We start from the raw sequence: 26,266 nt of genomic DNA on the forward strand, positions 1-26,266 counted from the left end.
CTCCTCGTTATTTGGCTCTTTTATAAAATGGTGTGGCGACAATTTTGGCTTTTAGACGTTTTTTGCGAACTTGCACTTCCACTTCTGTCCCAAGCTGCGCCTCTGATGTTTCAATCAAGGCAAGCCCAATATTTTTCTTTAATGTTGGAGATTGTGTACCGGTTGTGACTAAACCAATCTGCTTATCTCCTGAGAAGACTGGATAGTCTGTCCGCGGAATCCCCTTATCTATCATTTCAATCCCGACAAGCTTTCGCTTTGGTCCTTCTTCTTTTTGTTTTTTAAGTGCATCTTTTCCGATAAAATCTGCTTCTTTATCCGTTTTAACAGCAAAACCAATGCCGCCTTCTAAAGGAGAAATATCCTTCGTGAGCTCTTGGCCATAAAGCGGGAGTCTTGCTTCAAATCTTAAGGTGTCACGTGCACCGAGTCCACATGGGATCAGTCCTTTCGGCTGTCCGGCTTCTAATAAAGCGGTCCAAAGGTGAACAGCATCTTCTGACTGGCAGTAGATTTCAAAGCCATCTTCTCCTGTGTAGCCGGTTCTTGATACAAGCACCTCTTTTTGCGCAATGATTGCTTTTGATAAAAACGTAAATGGCTTCAATGACGTTACCTCTTCATCCGCAACATCTTTGATGATGTCATCAGCAAGAGGTCCTTGAAGGGCTAACAAGGCGGTTTGATCAGAGACATTTTTAATCGAAACGTCTTCCTCACCTTGATGTTTAAGCAGCCAATCCACATCTTTTTCAATATTTGAAGCATTGATCACAAGTAAATAGTTGTTCTTTTCTTTTTGGTAGACGAGCAGATCATCCACCGTTCCGCCATCTTCATAACACATGGCTGTATATAGTGCCTTACCGTCTGTCAGCTTTGACAGATCATTGGTTAATAACCTTTGTAAAAAAGGAAGGGCTCCCTGACCTGTGACTTCCACCTCACCCATGTGAGACACGTCAAACAGCCCTGCTTTTGTTCGAACAGCTTCATGTTCTTCTTTAATGGAAGAAAATTGGACAGGTAATTCCCAGCCCCCGAAGTCAATGGTTTTTGCGCCAAACGTTTCATACGCATGAAAAAGCGGTGTTCGTTTCAACATCAATCGTTTCCCCCTTTTTTCTTACAGTGCACATCACAAGCTGAATTTTCAGAAAAAAATCACAGCAAAAAAGGACAGAGCGCTCCCTTTTATCAAAAAGAAGTCTCTGTCCTTGCACCTGAAAGTTTACAGCACAACATCATTGTGCGTTTTCCCCTTTGGTGGTTTGCTAAAAATCGCTGCGCAAACACTCTCCAGAGTTGCGTCCGGTAAGAGTACTTTTGCCTGAGAGATTCACTGAACCAATTCAGCTTGCTCCTTCGGCGCCTGTCAGTGCAAAATAACCGCTAGGTCTCTCCCCATACCATCATCCGCTCATATTCTTCACCTTTATTGGACATACTATCAAAATGGGTGACTTATTCTCTAGATCACTTACCAACATCCTACCATTAGAAATGGATGAAGAGCAACAGAAAAATCATTAACATTTTTAAAATAATCATTCATTATCGTTCGCTTTTATTGATATATAACATCTTTTAAATCGCTATCAAAAAATGAAGCGTTTAAAAACAGAACGATTTTATCATCACTCTACCAGAAAGGCAGGCGGTCACATTGAATATTCAAACGATATTTGATCAAAAATGGGCAAGTGAATTTCAAAAGCGGCTTACAGCAGACGGTCCCTGGGCGAATTGGGATATGTACCGTTTAGCAGCACAGGTACAAAAAGTGACAGCCATTGATTCATTTGAAGGACTGCAAGCACCTGCGCACCTGCCTGCATTTACTCCTTTAAAACACCAGCTCGAAGTCGCTAGAAGAGTCGTAGAAGAGATGAATGGGAAAGCCATTTTAGCAGATGAAGTGGGTCTTGGAAAAACCGTTGAAGCAGGACTGATTATCAAAGAATACATGATTCGCGGACTTGCCAAAAAGATTCTCATTCTCGTACCCGCCTCCCTTGTGTCCCAATGGGTACAAGAACTGCGGACGAAATTTTACATAGATGCTGTCGAGCAAAAGAAGAGCTATGTGTGGGAGCAGTGCGATGTTGTGGTTTCCTCAATTGATACAGCCAAAAGACAGCCGCATCGAGACACGATCTTATCCATCTCCTACGATATGGTCATTATTGATGAAGCACACAAACTGAAAAACAATAAAACGAAAAACTATGAGTTTGTGAGAAATTTGAATAAAAAGTTCTGCCTACTGCTCACAGCCACACCTATCCAAAATCGGATAGGAGAAATTTTTAATCTCGTCTCGCTGTTGAAGCCAGGCCATTTAGGTAATGAAACACAATTTAAAGACCTCTTTGCCAAAAAAGATCTTCAACTTGAAGACCATGACCGGTTAAAACAGTTAGTCAATAAAGTCATGATTCGGAACCGGAGACAAGACACTGGCATCGAGTGGTCAAAGCGTCATGTGAAGACAATTTCTATTGATTTCTCCCCAACAGAACAAGCATTATATGATGAAATTTGTCAGTTAAAAGAAAACCCTTCCTATACGAAGCACATGTTTTCAATTATGACCTTAGAACGAGAATGCTGTTCGAGCCGTGAGGCCGTCTATATGACCATCAAAAAAATGCAAGAAGAGGAAAAACACATTCTAGGCGCTTCTGCTATGATGCAAATCATGGAGAAAATCAACCAGGTAGAACAAAATTCTAAAGCACTTGAAGTCGTTAAACTCATTCAGCAATTAAATGAAAAAGTCATTATTTTCACTGAATACCGCGCGACACAAATTTATTTACAATGGTTTCTCCAGCAAAACGGCATCAGTTCGGTTCCTTTTCGAGGCGGGTTTAAACGGAGTAAAAAAGACTGGATGAAAGATTTATTTAGAGAGCGGGCGCAAGTGCTCATCGCAACAGAAGCAGGCGGCGAGGGGATCAACCTTCAATTTTGCAACCAAATCATCAACTACGACCTTCCGTGGAACCCAATGCGCTTGGAACAAAGAATTGGACGTATTCACCGGCTCGGTCAAGAGCGGGATGTCCACATTTACAATATGGCAACTAGCGGGACAGTCGAAGAACATATTTTAAAACTTTTATATGAAAAAATTCAGCTGTTTGAAAACGTCATTGGCGATCTAGATGATATTTTAACCCGAATTGATATCCAAGATGCTGAAACAGAATTGCATCAAATTCTCTTCCAGCACGAGTCTGACGTAGACATGAAAAAGAAATTAACCCAATTTGCTTCCTATTTAACAGAAGCACAAACACCGCTTTTAGAAGAAAGACAGCAAGGTTCATAAAGGAGAGTTGACCAATGGAGCAGCGCGAGATTCACACATTTCTTCTCCGTTTCTTTCAGGCAAATCAATGCGACATACTTGAAGAAAGTGCAGGGCACCTGACCGTACAACTGACAATCGAAATGGATAAATTGATCATGAACCGCCCTTTTTATTGGCATTGGCTCGAAAAAACGGGAGGCGTACCTGAGCCGCGGCAATTGACTTTGATCACCGATCAAAAAAAAGCTGATGACTCGGTCGAAGGAGAATTTGTCCACTTCGGCTCCCCTCGTTTATTCCAAATATTCGAGGCTGTAAAACAGCAAGGCCGTTTTATTCGGCTGTACGAAAAAGTCAGACCGCTCACAAACAGCCAGATCGCACTGGAGCCGTGGCTTGGTCTCAATGTCAAAATATCCTATCTGGCAGACCGTAAAAAAGATAAACTGCTGTCTCTTGGACTTCATCTAATACGCGGAGAAGTCATCGAACAATTTCAAGAGAAGCTAGAAGCACGTGAGCTATCGTCTCAAATTCCTGATTATTGCTTCACAATGAGTACGATGATTAAGCCAGAGAGCGGCGTCAAACGGCTTTACAGCCTGATGGAACGTTATGCCAATGAAGAGCCGGATGATTGGGCGGTAAGAGCTGTTCAAAAGTGGAAAGAAGACTCGAAACTTTTAAACCAATTTTATGAAGGGACTTCAGACACATCTGTAGAATATGAAATAGAAAGACAAGCACTTAAAACTTTATACGAACCAAAAATCAGTCTTACGATTGAAAATGGCGGACTTTTTTACTTACAGCAAAAAAGAGGAGGCTGACTTAGCGAGTCTCCCTCCCTTTCATGTGATATCAAATTTTCGATCAATCAAAAGCAACGTTTGTCTGTTTGTATTGGGCGGAAACATGACGCAAGCAATCTATGAGGTCTTATCACCTGTGTTTTTCCATTTCATGCGTTAAGTGCCTGAAATACACGATTCAGTATTTTAGGAGGGTATTTGTATGGAAAAGAAAACGAAGTTATTAGACAGTGAATGGGTTCAATTATTACGCGAAGCGCGCAAAGCAGGACTAACAGTTGAAGAAGTCCGTCATTTTCTCAAATCACGCAAAAAGTCCTCTGAGTCTCCCCCTATGGCAAGAAGTCATTCTATCAAACCTTTCTGAATGTGCTATAATATCGAAAGGAAGGTGATGACATTGATTGGCCAGCGTATTAAACAATACCGCAATGAAAAAGGCTACTCACTATCAGAACTGGCCGAAAAGGCTGGGGTAGCGAAGTCTTATTTAAGTTCAATAGAAAGAAACTTGCAAACAAACCCCTCCATTCAATTTCTTGAAAAAGTCTCCGCTGTTCTGGACGTCTCGGTTCATACACTGTTAAACGAAAATGATGAAACCGAATACGATGGTCAATTAGATAGTGAATGGGAAAAACTAGTTCGAGATGCAATGACATCAGGGGTTTCTAAAAAGCAATTTCGTGAATTTTTAGATTATCAAATCTGGAAAAAAAAGCAAGAAGAGGAGTAATGCGCATGTTTTAGCGCATACTCCTCCAATTGCTATGCAGATCTTGTTATCAGTCTAAAGACTGACTTTATTTTTTATCTTCGCTGTGTGCTTTTTCGTTTTCTTTCACGTAGCCTTTTTCATCCGTATGCTTTTTCGGATTGATCGTTAAACCATTCCACTGAGTCGCTTCGAAGGAAAGATCAACTTGAATCGCATCGCCTTGGTATTTATTTTGGATATAGTGACCCGCTTTATCCTTCGTCTGGTCATTGACAAATTCAATGATCATTTCCATTTTATCGTAATCAAACGGATTCTTTGGAATGCCGTCATACTCTGGAGCTGTTGATCCATCAACGGTGGCAACATTAATTTTACCACTTTCATGTAAAAACTTCTCATCGACGGCATGACGAAGCTTTTCAAATGCGGTCTGATCCTGCTTTGACGTTAATAGATGCAGGTCAAGCAGGTTTGCATGGTCTAAAATAATATTTTTCGGGTATCCATTCCCACCTTCGGCTCCAACCGTTAGAACACTCACCTGAAATTGGCTGAGGAATTCTTCAGCTGTATTCTTCCCGCCATTTTTCGCTGATGTTCCATCTTGAAACTGGCTATAATCAAGACTCATCAGCACTTGATTAATTGCAAGAGACCCTTTATTTTCAAAATTAAATTCCTTCTTTATACGGTCACCGGGTTTTATGTTCGCAAGGTTGATGGCGCCGGAATTCTCTTTTGCAGATAGGTTCAGCTCTCCTGTAGAGTAGACCGCGTTTGCCGTCTCAACATCATTAAATGCAGCCCACGTTCCCCCTCCAATTAAAGCAAGACCTAATGCTCCCGATAAAACACCTAAACGAATTGATTTTTTCATTGCCATGATTGAACCCCCTAATAAATTGTTTTATTGAAACCTGATTTAGGTTACAAACGAAAATTTATGCTTGTTCCTCTGACATATGTAACTCAGCCGTATGTCTTCGATGTTTGGCAGCACCAACAAAATGAATGGTTGAATAAACAAGCAGCATCACCCCTGGAATAATGAGCAAAAGAGCGGTCCCAGCAGAAGTTCCTGCATACGAAAGAAGCTTTCCTGCATAAGGAATGTTCACGCCCGTATACTGCGCAGTCACTTGATTCGCTTTGACGAGCGTGCCGTCTTGATACATATTGTGGTCTCCTTTTGTCTCAAAGGCTTTATTTACTCCTTTTCCTTTCACCCCAACAATGCGGTGAGTCACAAAGGATTGGTCTTGCTTCGTTTGAAACGTAATAATATCCCCTTTTTTGAGTGTTTCAGGTGAGGTGACATGTTTCACGACAATCAATGAACCAGTCGAAAATTCAGGTTCCATTGATCCAGATAATACTTGCTTGAACTCATAACCAAAAATCTGAGGATCTCCTCCTGTTGTTCTTGATGACAACACGACAATAATACACACAATCATCATCGTGAAGACCAGCGCATAAAGAATACTCCCAGACATTTTCATCCACTTTTTCATACCTTTCTCCCCTTTACATATCATGTTTCATTCAAAAGACTAGTCCCCTTTAGGACACCTTTTCTTGACAATTCGAAAGCTGCATATGTTGAGACGTAAAGAATGGCTTTTCAGAACCACCAAACCCTTTAGGATAATAGATTTTAAACACATAGATTCCATTTGTTTTTGCTTTACCTGACGTGACAGTCGTCGTTTCTTCTGATGAGAGGGACTGTATAGCACCTTTTTCAATAACATGGCCATCTTGTAATGGCATCTGAACACTCTCTACTTTATGTAGTTCCCACTTCCATTCAGAGTGCGCGATGGGTTGTCCAATATTTTTTAGTGACATGCTCAGCTTTTGAGGCGCACAGACTGTCCCCTCAATGATCGTTTGATCGATCAGTTTCAAATGGCTTCTATCCCATTTCTTTGGCTGGCAATGCTGATCTGTCTCTTCGAAATTTTCACATGTTTTCATGACAAAATTCGAATGCTCAACATCGTTAAAAGAAGCATTAGTAGACGTAATAAAAAAAGAAGTGAAAATCAAACAAATAGCACAAAATAGTACAAAGAGCGGCTGTTTCATTGAATCTTTCAACTCCTTGAACAATTGTTCTTTAAAAAGAACGACTACACTCAGTATAAGGAATTACCTATAAAATCCAAAACGTCAAATTAGTCCATTTTGTTCTTAAACAAGAACATTACCGAGAAAATTCTTCCATTTTCTCATTCTTTCGCCATATTCAATATTTTTTTCTGTGACATTTGTACTTCTTAAAAATTTACATAAAAGTGCAGGATTTGGTCAGGATAATAATTGGTGAGGTGATGTTAGTTGAATTATGGAAGAATCATGATCATGCTCAGTTTACTGTTAAGCCCTTTGATCCAAAGCGCCCATCTAGCGGAGGCAAAAGGAATCACTTCTGCCGCAGATCAATGGGAAACAAGGGCAGTCAAAGAAGCAAAAAAACGGTATCCGTTAGCACATGTTTTATTCAAACAAAAAGTGTGGGATCGGCACCGGGAGAAAGAATCCGTGAAGCAATATCATATTACGTTGAAAGATCAGGCCAAAGAATTTGGGGTATATGTCACCATTTCCTATAACCCTTACTCGAACAAGGTCAATAAAGTCATTGTTGTGGAAGAATACAGCTAAAATGGCATTAAAAAAACCGCCTGCTGGCGGCTTTTTACTTTTGTCGATGACGTTGACGTTTTTTTAGCATCATTGAGAAGCCAAAAGGCAGAACACCGAATAAACGCTGAGAAAATGGTGGTTTCGTCTCCATTTTTTCCTGTTTATGTTCTTTCCGCTCGTCACGTGGTGTATTCATATATTTAATAATTTCCTGCGTCATATATTTTACATAATCATTTGTCTTCATCGAACACTCACCTCTTCTTCCTTAAAGTGTTACCAAGAAGAGTATCGTTTTATACACTCGCTAATGAGTGCTGATCCATTGATTGATTTCTCCTGTCTCCTTATTCATCTCTAGTTCCCGCTCGTCAGTTACACCACCCTTTGTCTCGATGTTAACCAAGAGGCGGACTAGCTTTTTTCTGTGATCGCACCCAATTCGCTTCAACGTCACTCGACCTTCTTCTGTGACAATTGGGCTCAATGGCTGATTACAAATACGATTTAATTTGTTTGCAGCTTCACTTAGACCTAAACGAAATAACTGCTGTTTTTGATAAAAAGAAATTGTGAGCTCTGCACTTTTCAACTCTTTTTGAAACCCAATGGTCATTGAGCCTAGAATCAATAAAAATAAAAGAATGACAGCAAGTACGTGAGGATAAATAAACCCGTCTTCTCTTTTCACGTTTTAGGAATCACTCCTTTGTAAGTGAAAAAAACAGCTTCATGTACTTGACCAAATACATCTGTGACTTGGAGAGTGGTGGTTTGCTCTTTTGTTCTTACATGGAATTGTTTCACCTTTTGTAATAAAGGGAGATGGCCTGCCTGATCCGTTCGTTTACGAAGCATCTCTTGATACGGCTCAATCGTCACCACTCGCCCTTGACTTGAAATATACTCCAGAGCTGTTCCATTTTTCACCGCTCTTACAGCGACAGCACAATTTAGATCCTCCTCTAATTGCAGGACCGTTTGTTTCCACTCCATTTGCGAAAATTTGTTGATTTCTGCAAACGGATGAGTTTTTTCAACAATTGATAAAAGCAGCATGCAGCCAACAGAAAGCAGCAAAAATAGCTGCAATTGCCATATTGCTTGAGCGAGTGTAAAGCCTTGTTCATCGCTCCAAATGTCGAAAGCAAATCGTCTTCTTTTTTTGTACTTTGTATGAAACACATCCCTTCTCCTGACCCCAAATAAATTCATATGTGATCTCGCCTCGTTTCTTTGTACTTGTTTTCTTTTGACCTTCTATAAAAGCTTTATTCATATACTCATGTAAAATTTGATAAGCTTCCAGTTTGGCTCTTAATTCTTCTTTCCCTATTGTCAGTTTTTCAAAGGATGGCACGAGCACAAGAGCAGCAAATAGAAAGAGGTGGCAAGAAAAGAGCATCTCAAACGTACTAAATCCTTTATTGTTGCTGAACATGAATCCGCCCGCTCCCTAAGTAAATCGTGAGTTTATATATTTGACTGCCAAATTGAACAATGAGAGAACCGCCGCTATTTGGATGTCCGTTTTTATTAAAGTGAAGGCCTTTTTGAAATGTGGATTGCTTGATGGTGCCTTTTTTATGTGGATTAGAAGCAATGATCTGCTCACTATTCTGCTCGATGACTTGATAAGATACATTGGGCGGGTGAAACTCAACAGTTACTCGTGTTTTTTTAATAAATGCAGTATAAGATGCCAATTGAAGATCTTGTTTTAGCAAGTTCACTTGCTTTTTTGCTTCAGCACTTTCTAATACATTGGGCACTTTTCCACCTATTATCGATAATAAGATAGAGAAAATCATGACGATCAAGAGCTGCTCAATGAGTGTAAATCCTTTCTCCTGGAAAAGCGATTTATTCATTTTTCACATCGCCGTTTTGAATGAAAATTGCTTTTCCATTTGGACAAGTTAATCCTTTTTTGACATAGCCTTCTTTTTCTAATTCAGCTAAAGATGGCGTCTTGCCGTCATGCTCTAATTCATATGCCATTACCTGTGTACTCACCATTGATTTCAGCCCTTCACAGCCCTTTGCTTGAATGCTTTGATGATGCCGAGTGATATTTGGAATGGTGATCAATAAAAGAATGGAGATCACAAGCATGACAATTAACATTTCTAACAGTGTAAATCCTTTATCATTCATGCCTTAGTCCTCCTTTTCACACTTGTTCCATTAGTTGATACATTGGTAAAAGAATAGATAAATACACAATGAGTATAAGAAATGCTGTTAAGCCATAGATGACAGGCTGCAGCCATGAAACCCATTTTTCAATTTTCAATTCTGCATTCTCTAAAAGAAATTGACTATATGTGTACATCTCTCTCGCTAGCATCCCACTTGCTTCCCCATGCTTAATGACAGCCGCAAAATGCCTTTCGAAAAAAGGAGACCGGCTTATTTGATGTTCCATACTCTCACCTTTTCTTAACTCTCCTATCATTTGTTCAGACATTTCTTGAAGGAAGGGTAAATAGGTCTGCCGTTTAAAAGCTTGCAAACTTTCATAAATCGATAACCCAGCTTGAAGAAGTCCGCTTAGCTGAAGGGAAAAAAGATACGTATGCATCAGCTGCACCCCTTTAAATACCACCGGCAGCCTGCTGATGACTTTCAGTTTCTCAAGGGTCGATTTTTTCTTAAAAAAGAGCTCATAATATCCAAAAAGACAGATACATATACAACCGATCATGAGCAGAAAAGCGTGTAGGAATTGGAAGAGGCCAAACATTCCTTGAATGAGCCATGACATGCTTGTATTCATAGATGAATATAATAAAGAAAATTGAGGGACGATCATTTGCTGAACAATGATGAGCACAACAAAAACCGTAAACATAAGAAAAATCGGATATCGTAACATACGCTTGAATGTGTCTACCTGCATGATTTTTTTCTCTAAAAAACGGGCGCTTTGTTCAAGAGCTCGCGCTAGGCTGCCATGTTTCTCTGAAAAACAAAGAATAGCGACGGCTTCCCGCTGAAAATGAAGTCGCTCAAGTACAACGTAAAAAGGCTCCCCTTCAAGCAGCCACTGAATACCTGGCGTTAATCGCTGTTGCTGTTTTTTTGATAATTGAATATTCACCATCGTTAATGCCTCAACCAATGTATATCCAGCTTGAATCAATTGAGCCAGTTTCGATAAGAATTCAGCTTGTTCTTTTTTAGACCAGGCTTTAGAGGTTCGCTTCTTCATAAACCCAGCGATGATATGTGCTTTTTGATAAATAGCCGAGTGCCACTCCTTTCCGAATTAATCTTTGCAGTGTTTCGTATGACGAATGAGCGTATTCTCCTTTTGCCTCTTTGATACACTCACCAAGCTCCTTTCCGTAAAGCAATTCAAATACATTTGTTCGTCTGACTGGCCGATTTAGTTTGCAATAAAGCTCACACGTTTCGCCGCAAAATGGACATGCGAGTTCGATTAACCGCTGAGCAGCAATGGCAACCATTGTTTGTTCGAGTTCATTCATCGTCACACCAAATTCGAGCATTCGATAAAGAGCTCCTTTTGCATTTTTTGCATGCAGTGTGCTCATGACTAAATGGCCTGTCAAAGCTGCTCTAATAGCTGTTCTGGCTGTTTCCGCATCTCTTATTTCTCCAAGCACAATCATATCTGGATCATGTCTTAAAATAGCGCGTAAACCTGCCGCATACGTGATACCAGCTTTTTCATTTACTTGAACCTGCAGCACTTCTTCATTTCTTGTTTCCACAGGATCTTCAAGGGTAATAATATTTCGATTAAAATGTTTTTTGGCAAACTGGATCAATGAATAAAGTGTTGTCGTTTTCCCTGAATTTGTTGGTCCAGTAAATAAAATAAGCCCATGCGAATGATTCAGAAACGATAATAATCTCGCTGAAGCCTTCGGGAACAGTGACAAATACTTTGTTTTCGGCACATGATCCTGCGGTAAAATCCGAATCACTAAACTTTCATCATTTACAGTCGGTAATGTAGAAAGCCGAACAAACACTTGACCGCGTCTTAGCATCACAGCCAATGACCCATTTTGTGGTCTCCTTCTTTCACCAATATCCATAGAAGATAAAAATTTGAAATGAGCAATGAGCCGCTCTCCACTCTTTTTGTCAATGATCCGCTGCTGAATGAGGTCAGCGTCTACACGAAAAGAGACTGAAGCTTCCTTTTCTCTCGGAACAATATGCACATCAGATGCTCTCATTCGGCACGCCTCTTCTAACAGCTCTTGCCCCAAATATTCAATACCATACAAGTTGTTCACTCCTTTCAGTGACCATATTGTATGATGGCGTAACGTGCCTGACAAAAGCGTATTTCATGGTTTTCATGACTGAAAAGGGTTAAAAATGTTCAATTTGAGGTGTATTTCATCTATAAATAACAGAAGGACTTATCAAAAAATTTGACTTTTACAACAACGGGTTCTGTTCAGAGGAAAAAATAAAAAAGAAGTGCTATTGGCACCTCTTTTTGATGATTATTTCATTTGGTTCTTTCATTCTGGATGATCTGTTACAAGGTGTCTCCAAATTTAATCCTCCTTAATAGATTACTGATTTGAAGATAAAGAATATCCTTTCGTGTCTGATTTATGGATAAAAAAAAGAGACCAAATCTGTATGCGAATTGGTCATCTCATTCATATGCTCATTATATTGTTTCTCCTCGTCAACGGACCCGTTACTTTTATTAACATTTTTTGGTTCACGTTGCTTCTTGCTGCTGCTCTTCAAAGATACGAAATCCTCTTTTTTCTAAAGCTTTTGCAAGGCTGTGTTCAGTATTTACTTTTGAGAAATCAATGCCGAGTTTCACTACAGTTTGAGCGATTTCTGGGCGAATGCCTGATATAATCGTCTCAATTCCTAGCAGCTTCGCACTATCAACCACTTTAAACAGCTGATAAGCAACCATTGTATCAACAACAGGAACGCCAGATATATCAATAAATAAATGGGTTAGACGCAGTCTAGATGCCTGTTCTAGTACTGATTCCAAAATGATTTTCGCCCGGTACGTATCAATTTCACCAATCAGCGGCAAAATACCGATCTCTTTTGAAACTGGAATAACAGGCGCACTAAGCTCTTGAATCATTTCTCTTTGTGCATTAAGCTGATTGATTGTCACGCGGTCATACTCTTCTGATAAACGTGCAATCATGTCATCAAATGTTGCGTGAAAATGCTGATTCCAATCGCACACATCTTTGAGTGTCACTTCAAGCTCCGTTTGTTGTGTAAAGGTCTCAATTCTGGAACAAAAAATGTGGCGGAACACCTTAAATTGTCCGATGATTTCATATAAAGGTACTTCATGAACAGCTCGATCGCGGGCAATATCAACTGACCACTTTTTTAGATGGTCTTCTACTTTATCTGATAGCGTGACTAACGTTGCTGCAATCGTTTGAATAAATGCTGTGTTTTGTTCTTTCAGCTTCTTTTCTGTCTCCTCTGAAGCATGTTTGGAATATAATGAGCCTTCTTCTGTTCTTGTTTTCAGCCATTCTTCGGTCATGACAGGGGCTTCTTTAAGAATAAATTCATATAATTGCTCAGATTTTTCATTTTTCATTTCTGTCGTTCGCTCCTTTTTCACTTACAACTAGTGACAACCAACTTTTTATGTATAAATGACCGCAGATGGTGAACAATAGCATTACACGTTTCATATTGGGCTATAGCCAAGTGGTAAGGCAATGGACTTTGACTCCGTGATCGTTGGTTCGAACCCAGCTAGCCCAGTTCAGCACAAAAACGAAGACGGCTGAAACATCATTCAGCTGATCTTCGTTTTTGATTAGGAAACCGATTGATGAATCGCTTTCTTTTTTGAAATTTTCATGAGTTCTCCTGGATTATAGCCGACCACTAATTTATTTCCATCAATGATAATAGGTCTCCGAAGCAGCTTTGGCTTTTCAATGAGAAGCTGAAGTACCTCATTTACTTTTAGATCATTAATATTTAAATTTAAGCTTTTAAAAGCTTGGCTTCGAGTAGCTAAAATTTCATCCATTCCTTCTGTTGTTAAGGATAGGATTTTTTTTAATTCGTCTAGTGTTGGCGTTTCTCTGAAAAGGTGACGCTCTTTAAAATCAATTTGATTCGCCTTTAACCAATGTTTTGTTTTGCGGCAAGACGTGCAGCTTGGGTATGAATAAAAAGTAATGTCACTCATTAGTCTTCCTCCTTAGGTCGTTAACCTTTTCTCTTATGGACTAAGTACCCTCATGCATTTAGGCATAAACACTTTTTCATCACTTTTTCAAAAAAATTTTTTCTAACGAAAGAATGAATGTTCACACGTTGTCAAAAATGTAAATGTTTACATAACAAGTGATCATCAGCTATAATATGAATCAAAGGGGTTTTTTAAGGGGAGGGAAAGAAATGAATCGCATGTTCCGCGTTCTTGGCTTTTGGACGGGTATTTTTGCTGTCATGTTCTATTTAGGACATATGAAAGATGCATCCTTGCTGTTCTTCGGTCAAACCGTTCTTTTTGTATTTTTATCCTACTTGAATTTATCCGAAAGAATGTATATTTACATTTTCGGAGCGTACTTGACGATTTTCTTTGCCGGATTTACATATTATTCGATTTTCATCATGGTTCCCGGTACCGGACATTAATAGAAAAAAGCATCTCTTTTGAAAGAGATGCTTTTTTCGTGCGTGCTATTATAAAGAAAACCCATTGATAAACGGATTTTGCTCCTGTTCTGTAAGCACAGTTGTTTCCTCGCCATGTCCACTTAACACAAGAGTTGATTCTGGCAATGACAACAATTTGTCATGTATCGATTGAAGTAGCACGTCTTGATTACCACCCGTTAAATCAGTTCTCCCGATACCGCCTTGGAATAAAGTATCACCAGAAATCACAAATCCCTCTTCCGCTGAATAGTAAGACACACTGCCAGGTGAATGACCTGGTGTGTGGAACATTTCTAATGTAAACGATCCAATTTGAAGAGGTCCTTCTGACGTAATCAATTGTTCAGCTTCTTTGACCGTAATTCCGTTACCAATTAGTCGAGCTGAACCGTTTAGCTGAGCATTTGTCAGCCATTCTTTTTCCTTTTCATGGACATAAAGCGGAATTCCCCATTCTTGACGCACCTCATCTGCTGCACCAATATGATCAAAATGGGCATGTGTCAATAAGACAGCAAGAGGTTTCAGCTGTTTTTCTTTCACATAAGAAATTAGCTTTTGCGCTTCGCCGCCTGGATCAAAAATTAAACATTCTCCTTGTTCATTTTTCCAAATATATGCGTTCGCTTGCACATAGCCTAGTGGCATTCTTCTCCAATTCATTTTCATCACCTACTACTTTTTTCATTCTTTTTTATTATGAAGGCTATTCAATAAAAATTCAAACAATCGTCAACTTGAATGTACTCGACAAGCTTTATGAAAACGGTTAAAATGAAAAGAAAGGAAATCAAGGGGATTGATGACAAAGGGGGACTTTCATATGATGCTCGTCATTATTTTTGGTCTAGTCACGATTTTAGCCGCTCTCGGCATCTATCGCTCACTCAAAAAAGTGAACGTACTAGCCATTGCTTTCGCTGGCGCCACATTTTTGGTTTTTGGATGGTTTACCGTCATGACCATCATCTATAGCGGTTATCCAACTGCACATTAAAAGCCTGCAATCAGCAGGCTTTCAGATTGTTGACAAAGGGCGAAAATGAACTTGATTTTAGCCCTTTGTCTTCTTTTTAGCGTGATAGAAAACCTTTGCAGCTAGGAAGGACGAGTACTGGCGCGGAGCGAATTTGATATTCGTGAGCACCAGCACGCAGGACTGACAAAGAATGCGAGGGTTTGTCTACACGCTAAAAGCCTGCAATCAGCAGGCTTTTTCTATTGATTCAAATGTTTATTCACGCTTTCTAATTTGCTTGAAAGGGTGGTCGTTTGATCTCTTCTGTCATCTATGCGGATATTGGTTGCTACTCGATGTAAACCCTTTTCAAATGGAGCTTCATGAATACGCTGAATGACCTCAAATAAAACGGATAGCTCCCCTTCAATTAAAGTATTCATTGGTGTGAGCTGATATTTGATTTTCCCTTCTTGTTGAAAGCCCTCTAACAGTCTTTGTACGTCTGCTACATATGCACTCACGCTTGGTGTATCAGTGCCTATTGGAATGATGGTGACATCTGCTATCGCCATGGTTCTTGCTCCTTTCAATGACATCCTATTTCTTTCTCGTTCTCATTGTAACCCATCGTGATTCAAAAATGCCATCATCATGTGGCGTTTAAGCTTGGTTTGTCCCGTTCTATCGTCAAATCTGCTCTCTCTACCTTCCCAATCTTTGTGAAAAGGAGCAAGCATATACCTGAAATAGCTTCGATCAGTCCACCAGCTGCAATGACATATCCTGAACCGAATAACGTCGCCATATAGCCACCAATGAGAGCGCCTAACGGTATCATTAAATACGAGATCATGTTAATAATCGCATACACTTGCGGCTGATCCTCCGCTTTTACTGACAATTGAATCATCGTATGCTCAGGTACATTGACTGCACTGATGGCTGCACCTAAGGCAAATGCAGATATAAACACAAGTGGTAATAAGGCATTCATCCCTGTAATGAAAAATGCAATTCCATCAACGATCCCTGCCCCGATAAACAACAGACCGTATCGATTCACTTTCACCTTTGTTAAAACGAATCCCATCAAAAATGCACCTAATGCCGTGGTCACTTTGATGAATGAATATACTACTGGTCCACTATGTAAATCTTCTGTTAAATAAATAACCGACAATGCCTCCCACGGTGCCGCAGCAAAATTGGAGCAGACACAAAAAATGGCTAATGGAAACAAAATATGATGACTTTTCACAAGTGAAAATCCTCTTATTAATCGTTTTCCGTATGATAATCCTTTTTTACCTTTATCCATGATCGCTTCCGTTTTATATGTAATCAGCAAAACCAGCAAAGCGGACATGAGGTAAAGAGGAATAATCACAAGCATTGTATATCCTACCCCTACAAATGCAATCATGACACCACAAATCGTCACAGTCACAAGCCTGACCACATGACTGGCTGATTGAATGGTTGCATTCGCCTTTTGTATCACATCTTCATGCACAAGCTTTGGAATAATGGACACCGAAGCTGGTTCATAGGAACCACCAGTCGCTGAATGCAGCAACATACCGCCAATGATGAGTGCCAAAGGAGAAAAATCATAAAAGTAACTCACCACAATCACAAGTATAATCGCCGCCCGAGTTAAATCAGCAAAGCACATCCAAAATTTCAATTGATGCGGCTTCATCATTGGGGTAATAAACGGCCCAATAATGGCTTGAGGGACAAAACTAACGGCAATAAAAAATGCTGTTCCAATTGCTCCTTTTCCCCCTAGCACTAAAAGCCACAAAATGGTGTTAAAAGATAAACTATCAGCAGTAATTTTACACATTTTAGAAACAAATAGATAAGTAAAATTCCGTTTCCACAGGCTTTGAGCATTCAATCATCGACATCTCCCTAATTCATATCCTTTTTTTTACATCCACTCTTTCACAATAGCTTACAGGGATGCTCTCGTCAATCACATCAGCACGGTTTTTATTGACCATAAGAAATTGATTGGTTTGAACGTATTAAAAGATTGTTGACAAAGGGCGAAAATGAACTTGATTTTAGCCCTTTGTCTTCTTTTCAGCGTGATAGAAAACCTTTGCAGCCCTAGGAAGGACGAGTACTGGTGCGGAGCGAATTTCACATTCGTGAGCACCGGCACGCAGGACTGACAAAGAATGCGAGGGTTTGTCTACACGCTGAAAGCACCAATTAGGTGCTTTTAATACTTACATGCTTCCCACAATAACCGCTTTGTTTTTTCATAGATCGAATCAAATTGACTCATAGAAAGCGGGTTCTTACCTCGCCCAAGTTCCACCGTATAGCCCTCACTTTTACATTGATAAATAAACCAATCTCGATAACCTGCATAGCTATCAAGATATTGAATCGCTTTGTAACCGCTCACCCGTTCTAACCGTTCGACCGTCTCTTTTGAAATGGCTGGTTCGTGGCCAAGAAACCCCCAGTATATCTCTTCTCCTTGTGTATGAAGGGCAATTAGCCGGTCAAAGCGTTTTCGCAAGGCGAGATGTGCCATTGCTTTCGCTTCTGGTTCTGTTAACGGCTGATGCCCTGGGAAATCCCTATAAGACGGTGCCTTCGGCTTATTACGATAATATTCGATTTCCCAATAAGCAGGAAATTGATTGTTTAAATCAATTCCTCGAATATTCGCCTTCCATTCTCGATAATCGGAAAATCCACCATTTAGCGGCGCGAACTCCTCACGACACAGACCTAAAGATTCTGGGCCATTGCGAACCAAATCAACACCGTCTGGATTTACCATGGGGACAATAGACAAAGCAGTGGTCTGCAATATACGAACCGCTTCATGATGTCTTGCTTGCACTGGGTCAGAGGCCGCTAAACAAAGTGATTTAAGCCATTTTAATAAAACGGAGGTCGTGATCCATTCATTTGCATGAAAAGAGGCATTAACATGTATGGAATGTAAATGTTGTACAGGCTCCGTACGGATTTCATAAATGGGCGTATCAAGCACTGATTGACCAATCACACTCATCTGAAGAAAAGGAAAAACAGCTTTCAAATATTGAAGCTCTCCTTCTAAGTGAGCGCTATCATATTCAAATATTCCGCTGATCCAATCATCTGATTGCTGGAGCCGGTAAGGCGCAATGAAGCTTTGCACATCACCTACCGATTGAAATGAATGGGTCCCTTCTGGAAGTCTATACCCCGGTAAAAGGAGGTGATCCGTATTTGATTGATTGGACAAACGGAAAGCTTCTTTCCCTATACCAAGCTGCTTTGCCACATCCTCCTTCCTTGCTTCACCCAGATGCCATTCAATTGTGCCAAACGACTTTTTCATTTACATCCCTCCCCTCTCACACTATATGAACCAGTAAGTAAAAAAAGAAAACCTCTGCATGTAAATAGCAGAGGTTTTCTTTTAAATTAAGACGCCTTTTTTAGCTCAGTGTCATCTTCTTTTTTAGATGGTGAATGGTCCGAGTTGTTTCGGTCATAAAATCTAAGGAGATCTCCATAGATAATTTGATCAGAGAATTGAAGCTCCTGCTTTGCCTTTTCTTCATAAGACTGACAACCAGACTCATCTTCTCTCGGCTCACCCGTTTCTTTGTTGTAGCACACACCAGCTGTGAAAACACTGTCCTTCGTAATAAAACTTCCATCTCGAAGCACTGTGAAGTCATTTGTATCTTTTGATAATAGGTCATGACCAAATTGAATTTGCTTACTTGTATCGATTCCTAGAAGGTTCATGACTGTTGGACGGATATCCACTTGGCCGCCAACTGTATCAATCTCTTTTGGATGTTTATCCGTGATACCAGGAATGTGTACAACAAATGGTACTTTTTGAAGCTGAACTTCTTCAAAAGGTGTAATGTCTTTGTTTAAGAATTGTCCCATTGCTTCGTTATGGTTTTCAGAAATCCCGTAGTGATCCCCATATAACACAAAAATGGAGTTATCGTATAACCCTGCTTCCTTCATTTTTTTAAAGAAAAGCTTGAGTGCCTCATCTTGATAACGCACTGTAGGGAAGTATTTGTTCAACGTTTTGCTCTTTGAGTCATATTCATCAATGAGCTTATCTTCTTCATCTAAGTCGAATGGAAAATGGTTCGTTAATGTAATCAATCTCGTATAGAACGGCTGCGGGATCGTTTTCATTAAATCCACTGACTGCTCAAAAAACGGACCATCTTTTAGTCCCCAGCCAACTGAATTTTCTTCATTTACATCGAATGATTTAATATCAAAAAATTTGTCGTAGCCAAAGCTGTCATAGATCAGGTCACGGTTCCAGAAACTTTTGTTATTCGCATGAATAACAGAAGAATGATAGCCTTCCTCTTTTAACAACTCAGGTGCGGCTTTGAACTCGTTGCTTGGATTTGTGAAAAATACAGCTCCTCTTCCAAGCGGATAGAGTGAATTATCAACAATAAACTCGGAGTCGGATGTTTTCCCTTGACCCGTTTGATGATAGAAATTACTGAAATTATAGCTTTTCTTGATCAATTTGTTTAAGAACGGCGTGATCTCTTTCCCATTCAATTTTTCATTGATCACAAAGCTCTGGGTAGACTCAAGCGATACTAGAATGACATTTCGTCCTTTTGCTTGACCAAACGTCTTTTCATTACGGTCTGTTTGATTTGCGCTTACATAGTTTTCAATTTCCGTTAAGCTATTGCTGTCGGCAAGTGCTCGCTGAGCGGATTGCTTCGATTGCAGAACCCCATCATAAATATGGAAGTTATATAAGCTGATGTTTTTCACTAGCATCTCACGGTCAAATGAACGAGTTAACAGCTCTGGTCTTTCTGTTTCAGCCAAACCAAGGTTAAAAAAGAAAGTGGCTGCCACAAATAAGTAATAAGCTGCACGTCCCTTACGTGAAATCGTTACATCTGTTCTAAAGGAAGGCTGTTTTTTATAGAGCCAAATTAAAATGATGATATCAACAAACATCAGAAAATCAACTGGTTCAATTAAAGAGGTAATACTTGACCCGAGGTCACCCATATTGTTTGTTTGAAATAGGACGGGGATGGTTAGAAAATCACTGTAGAATCGATAAAATACAATGTTAGCTAACAAAATAAATGTCAGAACAAAACTCGTCACAATGATATATCGATTGCGATTTTTTTCTTTAAAGAATAAACCGATACCGAAGATAAACAAGAGAAAGCTAAGCGGATTAATAAACAGGATAAATTCCTGCATGAAATTTTCAATTTTGATATTAAAGCTAGATTTATAGATAACATAGGTTTTCACCCACATTAACAAAGTCGCAATCAGTAAAAATGAAATCGCCTTTAATCTTTTCTTTCGCATTGTAACCTCCTTATGCTAAAAACGCACTCAGGTTAGGGACATCCCCAATTATTGGTGCTTCTTCAAAAATAACTAAAGTATATCTTATCCTGTCTATGATGGAAAATCAATGTCTTTTTCCCCATGACAAACTTATGAATATGCTAATCATTCAATTTCATGCCTATCTATCGCTGATTTTAATAAAAATGACATCATTATGACATTTTTGTTCAAGACAGCCACTTGTTTTTTGCCATCCATGCACCGCCGATCACGCCTGCATCGTTTCCTAGTGAGGCAATTACCACTTCAACATCCTCAGCACATGGCGGGAAGGCATGATGTTTGACGACACGCTCTACTTTACTGCGAAGAAGCTCGCCCGCTTTAGATACACCCCCGCCAATGACGATTTTTGTTGGGTTTAAGGCACTAGCCAGATTCGCAAGGACAAGACCAAGATGGGTTGTCACTTCATCTACGACACGCATCCCCAGTTCGTCTCCGTTTTCTGCTGCCTCAAATACATCCTTTGCAGACAGCGAAGTAAGTGAGCCAAGTGATGATGTATGGCTCTTTGTTTGTAATGAATCCTTTGCGATTCGGACGATACCTGTGGCAGACGCAATGGTTTCAATACAGCCTGTTCTCCCGCAGTTACATGGTGCTCCTTGAAATGGAACGGCACAAATATGACCAATTTCTCCACCAGCACCTGATTCGCCTTGAACCACTTCTCCATTGACAATAATACCGCCGCCAACCCCTGTGCCCAGTGTAACCATCAGGATGTTTTTGGCGCCATCACCTGCACCCTTCCACATTTCACCGAGTGCAGCAATGTTCGCATCATTTTCGATGACAGATGGAAGTCCTGTCTCTGCCTCTAAATGGTCTTTCAAGGGATAGTTTGTCCAGCCCAGATTCGTTGTTTTATAGACAATTCCGGATACTTTATCCACTGGTCCCGGTGCCCCCATACCAATCCCAATTAGGGCTGATTTCGGCATGCTGATCTCAACTAGTTTATGGTCAATTGACTTGGCAATGTCGACTGTAATTGTCTGCCCAGATTTATCCGTAGGAATCTCCCACTTATGCTGAATTTCACCATAAAGATTAATAAACGCAAGCTTAATTGTCGTACCGCCAAGATCAACTCCTACAAACCAATCCCCTGTCATATGTCCTCCACCTTCACATTGTTTTTCGATTTAATTTGGCTAGTTCCATTTGAAGGATGGTCATTGCGTTTGACCATTCAGTTCGATCGATGATGCCCGATGTGTACATTTCCTTCAATTCATCTGCCATAAATTCTAATTCCACTTCACGATCTCCGAAATACACGTAATTTCCAAATCTCATGAGCAGCTGCTGTACATCATATAACGTTTTCATTATTTTCACCATTTCTCTAAATCAACAGATAGGATAAGCGTATTCATAAATACGCTTTCAGTCAAGTCATTCAACGTGTTTGAGTGTTTTCAATATATTGTTTCAACTTTAAAAATTGGTCATTTTGCGGATCTTGTTTTAATGCTTTTTTGATGAAGTCGTCTGCCTCCGCTGTCTCGCCTTTTTCTACATATAACAACGATAAGTGATACAATTTATTCGGCTCATTAGGATCTTTTTCAAGCGACTTTTGCAAATACTCAATGGCCTTGTCAAGATGTCCAAGCTGCGCTTCGGAAAGCGCATATATATGAAGTGCTTCAGCTGAGGCATCCTTTTGCTTTACATATTCCTCTAGACGCTGACTTGCTTCGCTATAGTTCTTTTCATCAAATAAACTCGCTGCCTCGCTAGTTGCCGCCGCTTCTTTTTGATCGTCTGAATGAAACCCTGTATACAATCCAAAGCCGCCAATAAGGAGGAGAAGAAGACTAGCAAGAAGCATTTTGACAGGCTGAAACTGTTTAGGAAGACGGACCGCTAAAGCGGCTAAAAATCCGCCAGCAAGCCCCCCAAGATGCCCTGCATTATCAATCCCTGATACAGTGAAACCTATCCCTAAATTGATGAGGATAATAACGATAATATTTGTCCCCATCGTACGAAAGAAGAGCTTCCGGTTAGAAATCGCTAAATATAACAATGCGCCTAAACAGCCAAAGATCGCACCTGATGCTCCTGCTGCGATGGCTGAATTAAACACAAAGCTCGCTATGGAGCCAAAGATGCCGGAAATTAAATAAATGAGCAAAAATCTTCCTGAACCATAAATTCTCTCAACAGCCGCTCCAACGGACCAAAGAGCAAATGTATTAAAGAGTAAATGCGTCAAACCAATGTGTAAAAACATAGGTGTCACAAAACGCCACCATTCACCCTCTAAAATCAGCATATTATTTTTCGCACCAAATGCTGTTAAAGTGGCTGTATTGGTACTTCCACCAGATAATTCAAGTAAAAGAAACATCACCACTTGGACTGCGATTAACATATAGGTAAAAATCGGTCTGCCATTTTGAAAAACGGCCCGTTCTCGTTCACGCTGCTTTTCCTGATCTTGAAATGCCTGAAGCACGTTCATTTTAAGCTGCATCACATCTTCGGCTGTATCTGCTTTCGCCTCTTCTACATCAATCGAAAGTGATGTATTCAGCCATTTTTGCAGCTCGTGTCCATCGTTTTGAAGGGTTTCTTCATTCAGTAAAACAGGTGTCACCGTCACCTTTTGCTGTTTTTGCGGTTGACCGTTTATGTCTTCCCAATCATCTACTGGATGATCAGCTGTAAATTGTAGCTGCAGGAGATGGAGAGAACGTTTACGCATGGCTTCTCTCAACTGATTCATCCGAAAAGCCTGCTCTTCCATATCTCGAACGATCTCCTGTCTAAAATTCACATCTCTTCTATATAGACGGATGAGATCATATCCTGAGTTTCGTGGTGCTTCAAAAAAGATTTCATCTTCTGGGTACGGGCTTTGAATCATCTCGTATCCTTTTTGTCTGAGTTCATCAATCACTCGCCAAAATAGACTATCTATGACATTCATTCATTCGCGCTCCATTTTTTACATTATTATAGCAAGAATTACTCTTATACGCATTTCTCAACAAAAAAATCCCGGCTTTTGCGGGATTAGAATGCTTGGCGAATAAATTTCGTCCGAAAATATGGGATTTTCATCAGCCATTTAATAAAAAAGTGACGCACTTGGTTTTGACCTAAGATCAAATTCATGAGCCGATAACGATTTTGCACAAGAACGAATGCAAACAGTGTGAACACAATGCTCCAAATCATTTTATTCATCATATTCCCTCCTATGTTCGTATCGTGGCTTAAATAGGATTTGTTTATGCATGAACCATCATTTTTATCTCTTACCATGCGATCTACTTTCACACTCTAATCCCTTGTTCTTTTGATTGGATATAATAGACCTCTTCACACTCTGATTGATCATAAGAACCGCCAAATTGATGAAGGTCGATTAAATCTTTGAACGCTTTGATATACTCTCTTCTTATTTTTCCGACTCCAAAAAAATCAAGGTGTGTATGCCAAAAATAAACCCATGAATCATGTTCGAGTTGTAAGTCAAAAGTATTCACTTCCTCCCACAAATTACGGAAGTATCTTTTCTTTCCTCGAAATTTTTTCAATATATGACTCCTACTAGATAAAATGCCCTGAGCTAATGAAAAGATCTCAACACAAAAAGCCCGTTTTTGGACAATGAGCGGGCTTTCACTTTTGATATAACGTACCTTTTTCACTGACAATCATAGATACCGGTATGTCGTGCGCTTCAGCCGGAATATGCCTCGTCTGCTGTAAAGACAAACAAAGGGCAATGGTTACGCCGTGGTAGTCCGCTAAGTAGCGATCATAATAGCCCCCACCAAACCCAATCCGGTAGCCGTTCTGATCGAAGCACACCCCAGGAACAATGATCAAATCAATGGCTTCTTTATGTACAGCTGTAGACTCAAGAGGGTCTGGCTCCAATAGTCCAAAGTAGCTGGATGTCATCTTTGTTTCAGGTGTATATTCATAAAACACCATCTCTTTTGTTTTCGGAAAACAGGTGGGAATACAAACTGTTTTTCCTTCTTCCCACGCTTTTTCAATCAGAGGCATTGTCGGTATTTCTTTTCCCCTAGACATAGTCAAAGCAATCGTTTTCGCCTGTTTCCATTCTGACAGCTGCAGCACGTGTTCATGAAGTAGAGAAGCATAGCGATTGAACTCTTCAGTGCTTAACTGCTCAAGCATGGCCAATGTTTGAAGGCGGAGCTCCTTTTTCATACAGGTTCATCTCCCATCATAAAAAAACAGCAGGAAAATTCCCTGCTGCTTACTTTGTTTCACGATGTAAAGTTTGTTTTTTATCACGTGAGCAATACTTTTTGAATTCAACGCGATCTGGATTGTTTCGCTTATTCTTTTTAGTAATATAGTTACGCTCACCGCATTCAGTGCAAGCTAGAGTAATATTTACGCGCATGTTTTTCCCTCCAAACTAAAATCAATTCACATTCAGACCTAACTATAATACCACTTCTAGCTAAGGAATGCTAGAATGTTTTTTCACCAATTTCATTTTTCAATGCATTCCCCCCGCATCCTGATCCATATTGTCTGGTCATGTGATGAAAAATCGCCTTCTCCCCTATAAAAACACGTTCTTTGTCGTACTGTATACATGAGAACCCCCTCTTTGTTCCACAGCTTTTTTTCATCTGATCCGTCTTCTTTTATTTTAACAGCGGGCAAGGTTTTCATACTTGGTTTCCCTATAAAAAGAAAAATGATGAAAAAAAGGTGATTTTTTCAGCAATTCCTTTTGAAACTAGCTTTTTTATGGTATAAAAAAGAAGGGTCGAAAACTGTCTGAAACAATCATGAGAGCCTTTTTTGGCTTTCAGCATTAAAATATGAATAAAAGGTGATGAAACATGGAAATTGCAATTATCGGATTGCTTGTTGTCAGTATTGTACTGATTGCATTCTCATATTTTCAAAGAGAGCCGATTAAAGAAGTCGAACAGGAACTTGAAACACTTCAACTATCTGCAATGCAAGAAATCTATAAACTGAAAAAGAAAATGAAGGTTCTTGAAGAAGAATTGCTTGAAACAAACATCGTTGTCCGCAAGCATTCAGAAATTGATCCATCTATTGCAAGACAAATCATTTCAAAGCATCAAAATGGCATGTCTCCTGAGGCGATTGCGCGCGCTGAGCATGTATCTGTAGAAGATGTGAACATGATCATTAAAGACAACGAGAGGGTGCTTGTATGACGAAAAAAAGCATCCAAACGTTTGCAGCAGGTATGATTCTTGCAACTGGTGTTCTGGCGATCGTCTTTTTCCTTACTGGAAAAGATGAAGCGGCAGCTGATTCTACAACAAAAGAAACCCTCGCAGCGAAAGTGACAGACACTGACGTGAAAAATTACTTAGACTCTAAAAAAGAAGTCTCCGTCAGCCGTGAAACATATCAACAACTTCTTGATTATAAAGAAAAAGCGCTGAAAGCAAATGAAGACGGCGATTCTCAGAACGATAAACAAACAACGGACAAGCCAAAAGGCAAAACGGTTAAATTCGTGATTAAAAACGGTATGAGCACAAGTGATGTTTCAGACATGCTTGAAAAGGACGGAATCATCAACTCGTCTAAAGATTTTAATGATTACGTGATAGACGCAGGCTACCATAAAGAAATTCGTGCCGGCAAATTCAATTTAAAAACAGGTATGACATTCAAACAAATCGTCAAAGCCTTAACAAAATAACATCAAAAACCCCCTGGCG

The 26,266-nt window shown here is 39.8% G+C and carries 35 protein-coding genes, 1 tRNA gene and 1 riboswitch; of the genes, 10 read left to right on the plus strand and 26 right to left on the minus strand.

What is annotated here, in order from left to right:
• Positions 1-7: 7 nt before the first annotated feature.
• On the minus strand, positions 8-1,105 hold the full coding sequence (gene gcvT, locus NST09_RS11430) for a glycine cleavage system aminomethyltransferase GcvT (RefSeq protein WP_035390798.1): 1,098 nt from the start codon (positions 1,103-1,105) through the stop codon (positions 8-10).
• Between the two features lie 203 nt (positions 1,106-1,308).
• Positions 1,309-1,416: riboswitch (glycine riboswitch) on the minus strand.
• Between the two features lie 250 nt (positions 1,417-1,666).
• On the opposite strand from gcvT, the gene NST09_RS11435 reads away from it, so the two are divergent.
• The 4 genes from NST09_RS11435 (at position 1,667) to NST09_RS11450 (ending at position 4,867) form a co-directional block, all read left to right on the plus strand.
• Positions 1,667-3,337 carry an SNF2-related protein gene (locus NST09_RS11435; RefSeq protein WP_342493017.1) on the plus strand — a complete coding sequence of 557 codons (1,671 nt, stop codon included), beginning with the start codon at positions 1,667-1,669 and terminating at the stop codon, positions 3,335-3,337.
• A 14-nt stretch (positions 3,338-3,351) separates the two neighbouring features.
• Positions 3,352-4,149 carry a YqhG family protein gene (locus tag NST09_RS11440; protein WP_035390802.1) on the plus strand — a complete coding sequence of 266 codons (798 nt, stop codon included), beginning with the start codon at positions 3,352-3,354 and terminating at the stop codon, positions 4,147-4,149.
• A 184-nt stretch (positions 4,150-4,333) separates the two neighbouring features.
• Positions 4,334-4,498 (plus strand): anti-repressor SinI family protein, encoded by a 165-nt coding sequence (locus NST09_RS11445; RefSeq protein WP_080934047.1) that lies wholly within the window; start codon positions 4,334-4,336, stop codon positions 4,496-4,498.
• Positions 4,499-4,531: 33 nt separating this feature from the next.
• Entirely contained in the window at positions 4,532-4,867 is a 336-nt protein-coding gene (locus NST09_RS11450; RefSeq protein ID WP_017357978.1) for a helix-turn-helix domain-containing protein, read from the plus strand.
• A gap of 67 nt (positions 4,868-4,934) precedes the next feature.
• On the opposite strand, the gene NST09_RS11455 is transcribed toward NST09_RS11450, so the two are convergent.
• The 3 genes from NST09_RS11455 to tapA are packed head-to-tail and all read right to left on the minus strand — an operon-like array spanning position 4,935 to position 6,943.
• Entirely contained in the window at positions 4,935-5,735 is an 801-nt protein-coding gene (locus tag NST09_RS11455; protein ID WP_007501219.1) for a TasA family protein, read from the minus strand.
• A gap of 58 nt (positions 5,736-5,793) precedes the next feature.
• Positions 5,794-6,366, minus strand: coding sequence for a signal peptidase I (locus tag NST09_RS11460; RefSeq protein ID WP_017357979.1), 573 nt, complete (start codon positions 6,364-6,366; stop codon positions 5,794-5,796).
• 49 nt (positions 6,367-6,415) lie between these two features.
• Positions 6,416-6,943, minus strand: a complete 528-nt coding sequence (gene tapA, locus NST09_RS11465) for an amyloid fiber anchoring/assembly protein TapA (protein WP_041091748.1) — start codon at positions 6,941-6,943, stop codon at positions 6,416-6,418.
• Positions 6,944-7,195: 252 nt separating this feature from the next.
• Here tapA and NST09_RS11470 point away from each other — a divergent pair, with 252 nt between their 5' ends.
• Positions 7,196-7,522 (plus strand): DUF3889 domain-containing protein, encoded by a 327-nt coding sequence (locus NST09_RS11470; RefSeq protein ID WP_007501224.1) that lies wholly within the window; start codon positions 7,196-7,198, stop codon positions 7,520-7,522.
• A gap of 34 nt (positions 7,523-7,556) precedes the next feature.
• Here NST09_RS11470 and NST09_RS11475 read toward each other — a convergent pair whose 3' ends face one another.
• The 9 genes from NST09_RS11475 to NST09_RS11515 all read right to left on the minus strand — a co-directional run bounded on the left by NST09_RS11475 (position 7,557) and on the right by NST09_RS11515 (position 13,094).
• On the minus strand, positions 7,557-7,751 hold the full coding sequence (locus tag NST09_RS11475; protein ID WP_008342191.1) for a YqzE family protein: 195 nt from the start codon (positions 7,749-7,751) through the stop codon (positions 7,557-7,559).
• Positions 7,752-7,811: 60 nt separating this feature from the next.
• On the minus strand, positions 7,812-8,195 hold the full coding sequence (comGG, locus tag NST09_RS11480) for a competence type IV pilus minor pilin ComGG (RefSeq protein ID WP_041091746.1): 384 nt from the start codon (positions 8,193-8,195) through the stop codon (positions 7,812-7,814).
• Complete coding sequence (comGF, locus tag NST09_RS11485) at positions 8,192-8,689, minus strand: competence type IV pilus minor pilin ComGF (protein ID WP_041091745.1); 498 nt, start codon at positions 8,687-8,689, stop codon at positions 8,192-8,194. Before comGF ends, comGG begins: the two co-directional genes overlap by 4 nt.
• Positions 8,631-8,945, minus strand: a complete 315-nt coding sequence (gene comGE, locus NST09_RS11490) for a competence type IV pilus minor pilin ComGE (protein ID WP_017357984.1) — start codon at positions 8,943-8,945, stop codon at positions 8,631-8,633. The genes comGF and comGE overlap by 59 nt, the downstream gene beginning before the upstream one ends.
• Positions 8,929-9,375 carry a competence type IV pilus minor pilin ComGD gene (gene comGD / locus NST09_RS11495; protein WP_017357985.1) on the minus strand — a complete coding sequence of 149 codons (447 nt, stop codon included), beginning with the start codon at positions 9,373-9,375 and terminating at the stop codon, positions 8,929-8,931. Before comGD ends, comGE begins: the two co-directional genes overlap by 17 nt.
• A complete protein-coding gene (gene comGC / locus NST09_RS11500; RefSeq protein ID WP_008342186.1) occupies positions 9,368-9,661 on the minus strand; it encodes a competence type IV pilus major pilin ComGC in 294 nt (97 codons plus the stop codon). The genes comGD and comGC overlap by 8 nt, the downstream gene beginning before the upstream one ends.
• Positions 9,662-9,677: 16 nt before the next feature.
• Positions 9,678-10,718 (minus strand): competence type IV pilus assembly protein ComGB, encoded by a 1,041-nt coding sequence (gene comGB, locus NST09_RS11505; protein WP_048001386.1) that lies wholly within the window; start codon positions 10,716-10,718, stop codon positions 9,678-9,680.
• Entirely contained in the window at positions 10,699-11,769 is a 1,071-nt protein-coding gene (gene comGA / locus NST09_RS11510; RefSeq protein WP_024718839.1) for a competence type IV pilus ATPase ComGA, read from the minus strand. The genes comGB and comGA overlap by 20 nt, the downstream gene beginning before the upstream one ends.
• A gap of 452 nt (positions 11,770-12,221) precedes the next feature.
• On the minus strand, positions 12,222-13,094 hold the full coding sequence (locus NST09_RS11515; RefSeq protein WP_035390819.1) for an STAS domain-containing protein: 873 nt from the start codon (positions 13,092-13,094) through the stop codon (positions 12,222-12,224).
• Between the two features lie 99 nt (positions 13,095-13,193).
• Between NST09_RS11515 and NST09_RS11520 the strand changes: the two genes are divergently transcribed.
• Positions 13,194-13,264: transfer RNA gene (locus NST09_RS11520), tRNA-Gln, on the plus strand.
• A 55-nt stretch (positions 13,265-13,319) separates the two neighbouring features.
• Here NST09_RS11520 and NST09_RS11525 read toward each other — a convergent pair.
• Positions 13,320-13,700 (minus strand): Spx/MgsR family RNA polymerase-binding regulatory protein, encoded by a 381-nt coding sequence (locus NST09_RS11525; protein WP_007501232.1) that lies wholly within the window; start codon positions 13,698-13,700, stop codon positions 13,320-13,322.
• Between the two features lie 212 nt (positions 13,701-13,912).
• Between NST09_RS11525 and NST09_RS11530 the strand changes: the two genes are divergently transcribed.
• Entirely contained in the window at positions 13,913-14,155 is a 243-nt protein-coding gene (locus tag NST09_RS11530) for a DUF2626 domain-containing protein (RefSeq protein WP_003217440.1), read from the plus strand.
• A gap of 48 nt (positions 14,156-14,203) precedes the next feature.
• On the opposite strand, the gene NST09_RS11535 is transcribed toward NST09_RS11530, so the two are convergent.
• Positions 14,204-14,842 (minus strand): MBL fold metallo-hydrolase, encoded by a 639-nt coding sequence (locus tag NST09_RS11535; RefSeq protein WP_017357989.1) that lies wholly within the window; start codon positions 14,840-14,842, stop codon positions 14,204-14,206.
• Positions 14,843-15,002: 160 nt separating this feature from the next.
• Between NST09_RS11535 and NST09_RS11540 the strand changes: the two genes are divergently transcribed.
• A complete protein-coding gene (locus tag NST09_RS11540) occupies positions 15,003-15,176 on the plus strand; it encodes a DUF2759 domain-containing protein (protein WP_003217333.1) in 174 nt (57 codons plus the stop codon).
• 221 nt (positions 15,177-15,397) lie between these two features.
• Here NST09_RS11540 and NST09_RS11545 read toward each other — a convergent pair whose 3' ends face one another.
• The 11 genes from NST09_RS11545 to rpmG all read right to left on the minus strand — a co-directional run bounded on the left by NST09_RS11545 (position 15,398) and on the right by rpmG (position 24,951).
• On the minus strand, positions 15,398-15,712 hold the full coding sequence (locus tag NST09_RS11545; RefSeq protein ID WP_008342314.1) for an MTH1187 family thiamine-binding protein: 315 nt from the start codon (positions 15,710-15,712) through the stop codon (positions 15,398-15,400).
• Positions 15,713-15,789: 77 nt separating this feature from the next.
• Positions 15,790-17,043 (minus strand): MFS transporter, encoded by a 1,254-nt coding sequence (locus NST09_RS11550; RefSeq protein ID WP_048001385.1) that lies wholly within the window; start codon positions 17,041-17,043, stop codon positions 15,790-15,792.
• Positions 17,044-17,373: 330 nt separating this feature from the next.
• Entirely contained in the window at positions 17,374-18,495 is a 1,122-nt protein-coding gene (locus tag NST09_RS11555) for a M14 family metallocarboxypeptidase (RefSeq protein ID WP_048001752.1), read from the minus strand.
• A gap of 86 nt (positions 18,496-18,581) precedes the next feature.
• Positions 18,582-20,501 carry an LTA synthase family protein gene (locus tag NST09_RS11560; RefSeq protein WP_025207626.1) on the minus strand — a complete coding sequence of 640 codons (1,920 nt, stop codon included), beginning with the start codon at positions 20,499-20,501 and terminating at the stop codon, positions 18,582-18,584.
• Between the two features lie 212 nt (positions 20,502-20,713).
• The gene (locus tag NST09_RS11565) at positions 20,714-21,667 is read right to left on the minus strand and encodes an ROK family glucokinase (protein ID WP_048001751.1); all 954 of its coding nucleotides are present in this window, start codon (positions 21,665-21,667) and stop codon (positions 20,714-20,716) included.
• 13 nt (positions 21,668-21,680) lie between these two features.
• Complete coding sequence (locus tag NST09_RS11570; protein WP_008342322.1) at positions 21,681-21,884, minus strand: YqgQ family protein; 204 nt, start codon at positions 21,882-21,884, stop codon at positions 21,681-21,683.
• 70 nt (positions 21,885-21,954) lie between these two features.
• Positions 21,955-23,493, minus strand: coding sequence for a rhomboid family intramembrane serine protease (locus NST09_RS11575; RefSeq protein WP_342493018.1), 1,539 nt, complete (start codon positions 23,491-23,493; stop codon positions 21,955-21,957).
• 86 nt (positions 23,494-23,579) lie between these two features.
• Positions 23,580-23,753, minus strand: a complete 174-nt coding sequence (locus tag NST09_RS11580) for a hypothetical protein (protein WP_017367602.1) — start codon at positions 23,751-23,753, stop codon at positions 23,580-23,582.
• A gap of 89 nt (positions 23,754-23,842) precedes the next feature.
• Entirely contained in the window at positions 23,843-24,106 is a 264-nt protein-coding gene (locus NST09_RS11585; protein WP_008342327.1) for a hypothetical protein, read from the minus strand.
• A gap of 85 nt (positions 24,107-24,191) precedes the next feature.
• Positions 24,192-24,752 (minus strand): 5-formyltetrahydrofolate cyclo-ligase, encoded by a 561-nt coding sequence (locus tag NST09_RS11590; protein WP_035390824.1) that lies wholly within the window; start codon positions 24,750-24,752, stop codon positions 24,192-24,194.
• Positions 24,753-24,801: 49 nt separating this feature from the next.
• On the minus strand, positions 24,802-24,951 hold the full coding sequence (gene rpmG, locus NST09_RS11595) for a 50S ribosomal protein L33 (protein WP_008360061.1): 150 nt from the start codon (positions 24,949-24,951) through the stop codon (positions 24,802-24,804).
• Between the two features lie 451 nt (positions 24,952-25,402).
• Between rpmG and NST09_RS11600 the strand changes: the two genes are divergently transcribed.
• The gene (locus NST09_RS11600; RefSeq protein ID WP_003217285.1) at positions 25,403-25,750 is read left to right on the plus strand and encodes a hypothetical protein; all 348 of its coding nucleotides are present in this window, start codon (positions 25,403-25,405) and stop codon (positions 25,748-25,750) included.
• On the plus strand, positions 25,747-26,247 hold the full coding sequence (locus tag NST09_RS11605; protein WP_008342335.1) for an endolytic transglycosylase MltG: 501 nt from the start codon (positions 25,747-25,749) through the stop codon (positions 26,245-26,247). The genes NST09_RS11600 and NST09_RS11605 overlap by 4 nt, the downstream gene beginning before the upstream one ends.
• Positions 26,248-26,266 lie beyond the last annotated feature (19 nt).

Origin of the sequence: Bacillus sp. FSL W7-1346, assembly GCF_038593335.1 — a bacterium.
GTDB lineage: Bacteria > Bacillota > Bacilli > Bacillales > Bacillaceae > Bacillus > Bacillus altitudinis.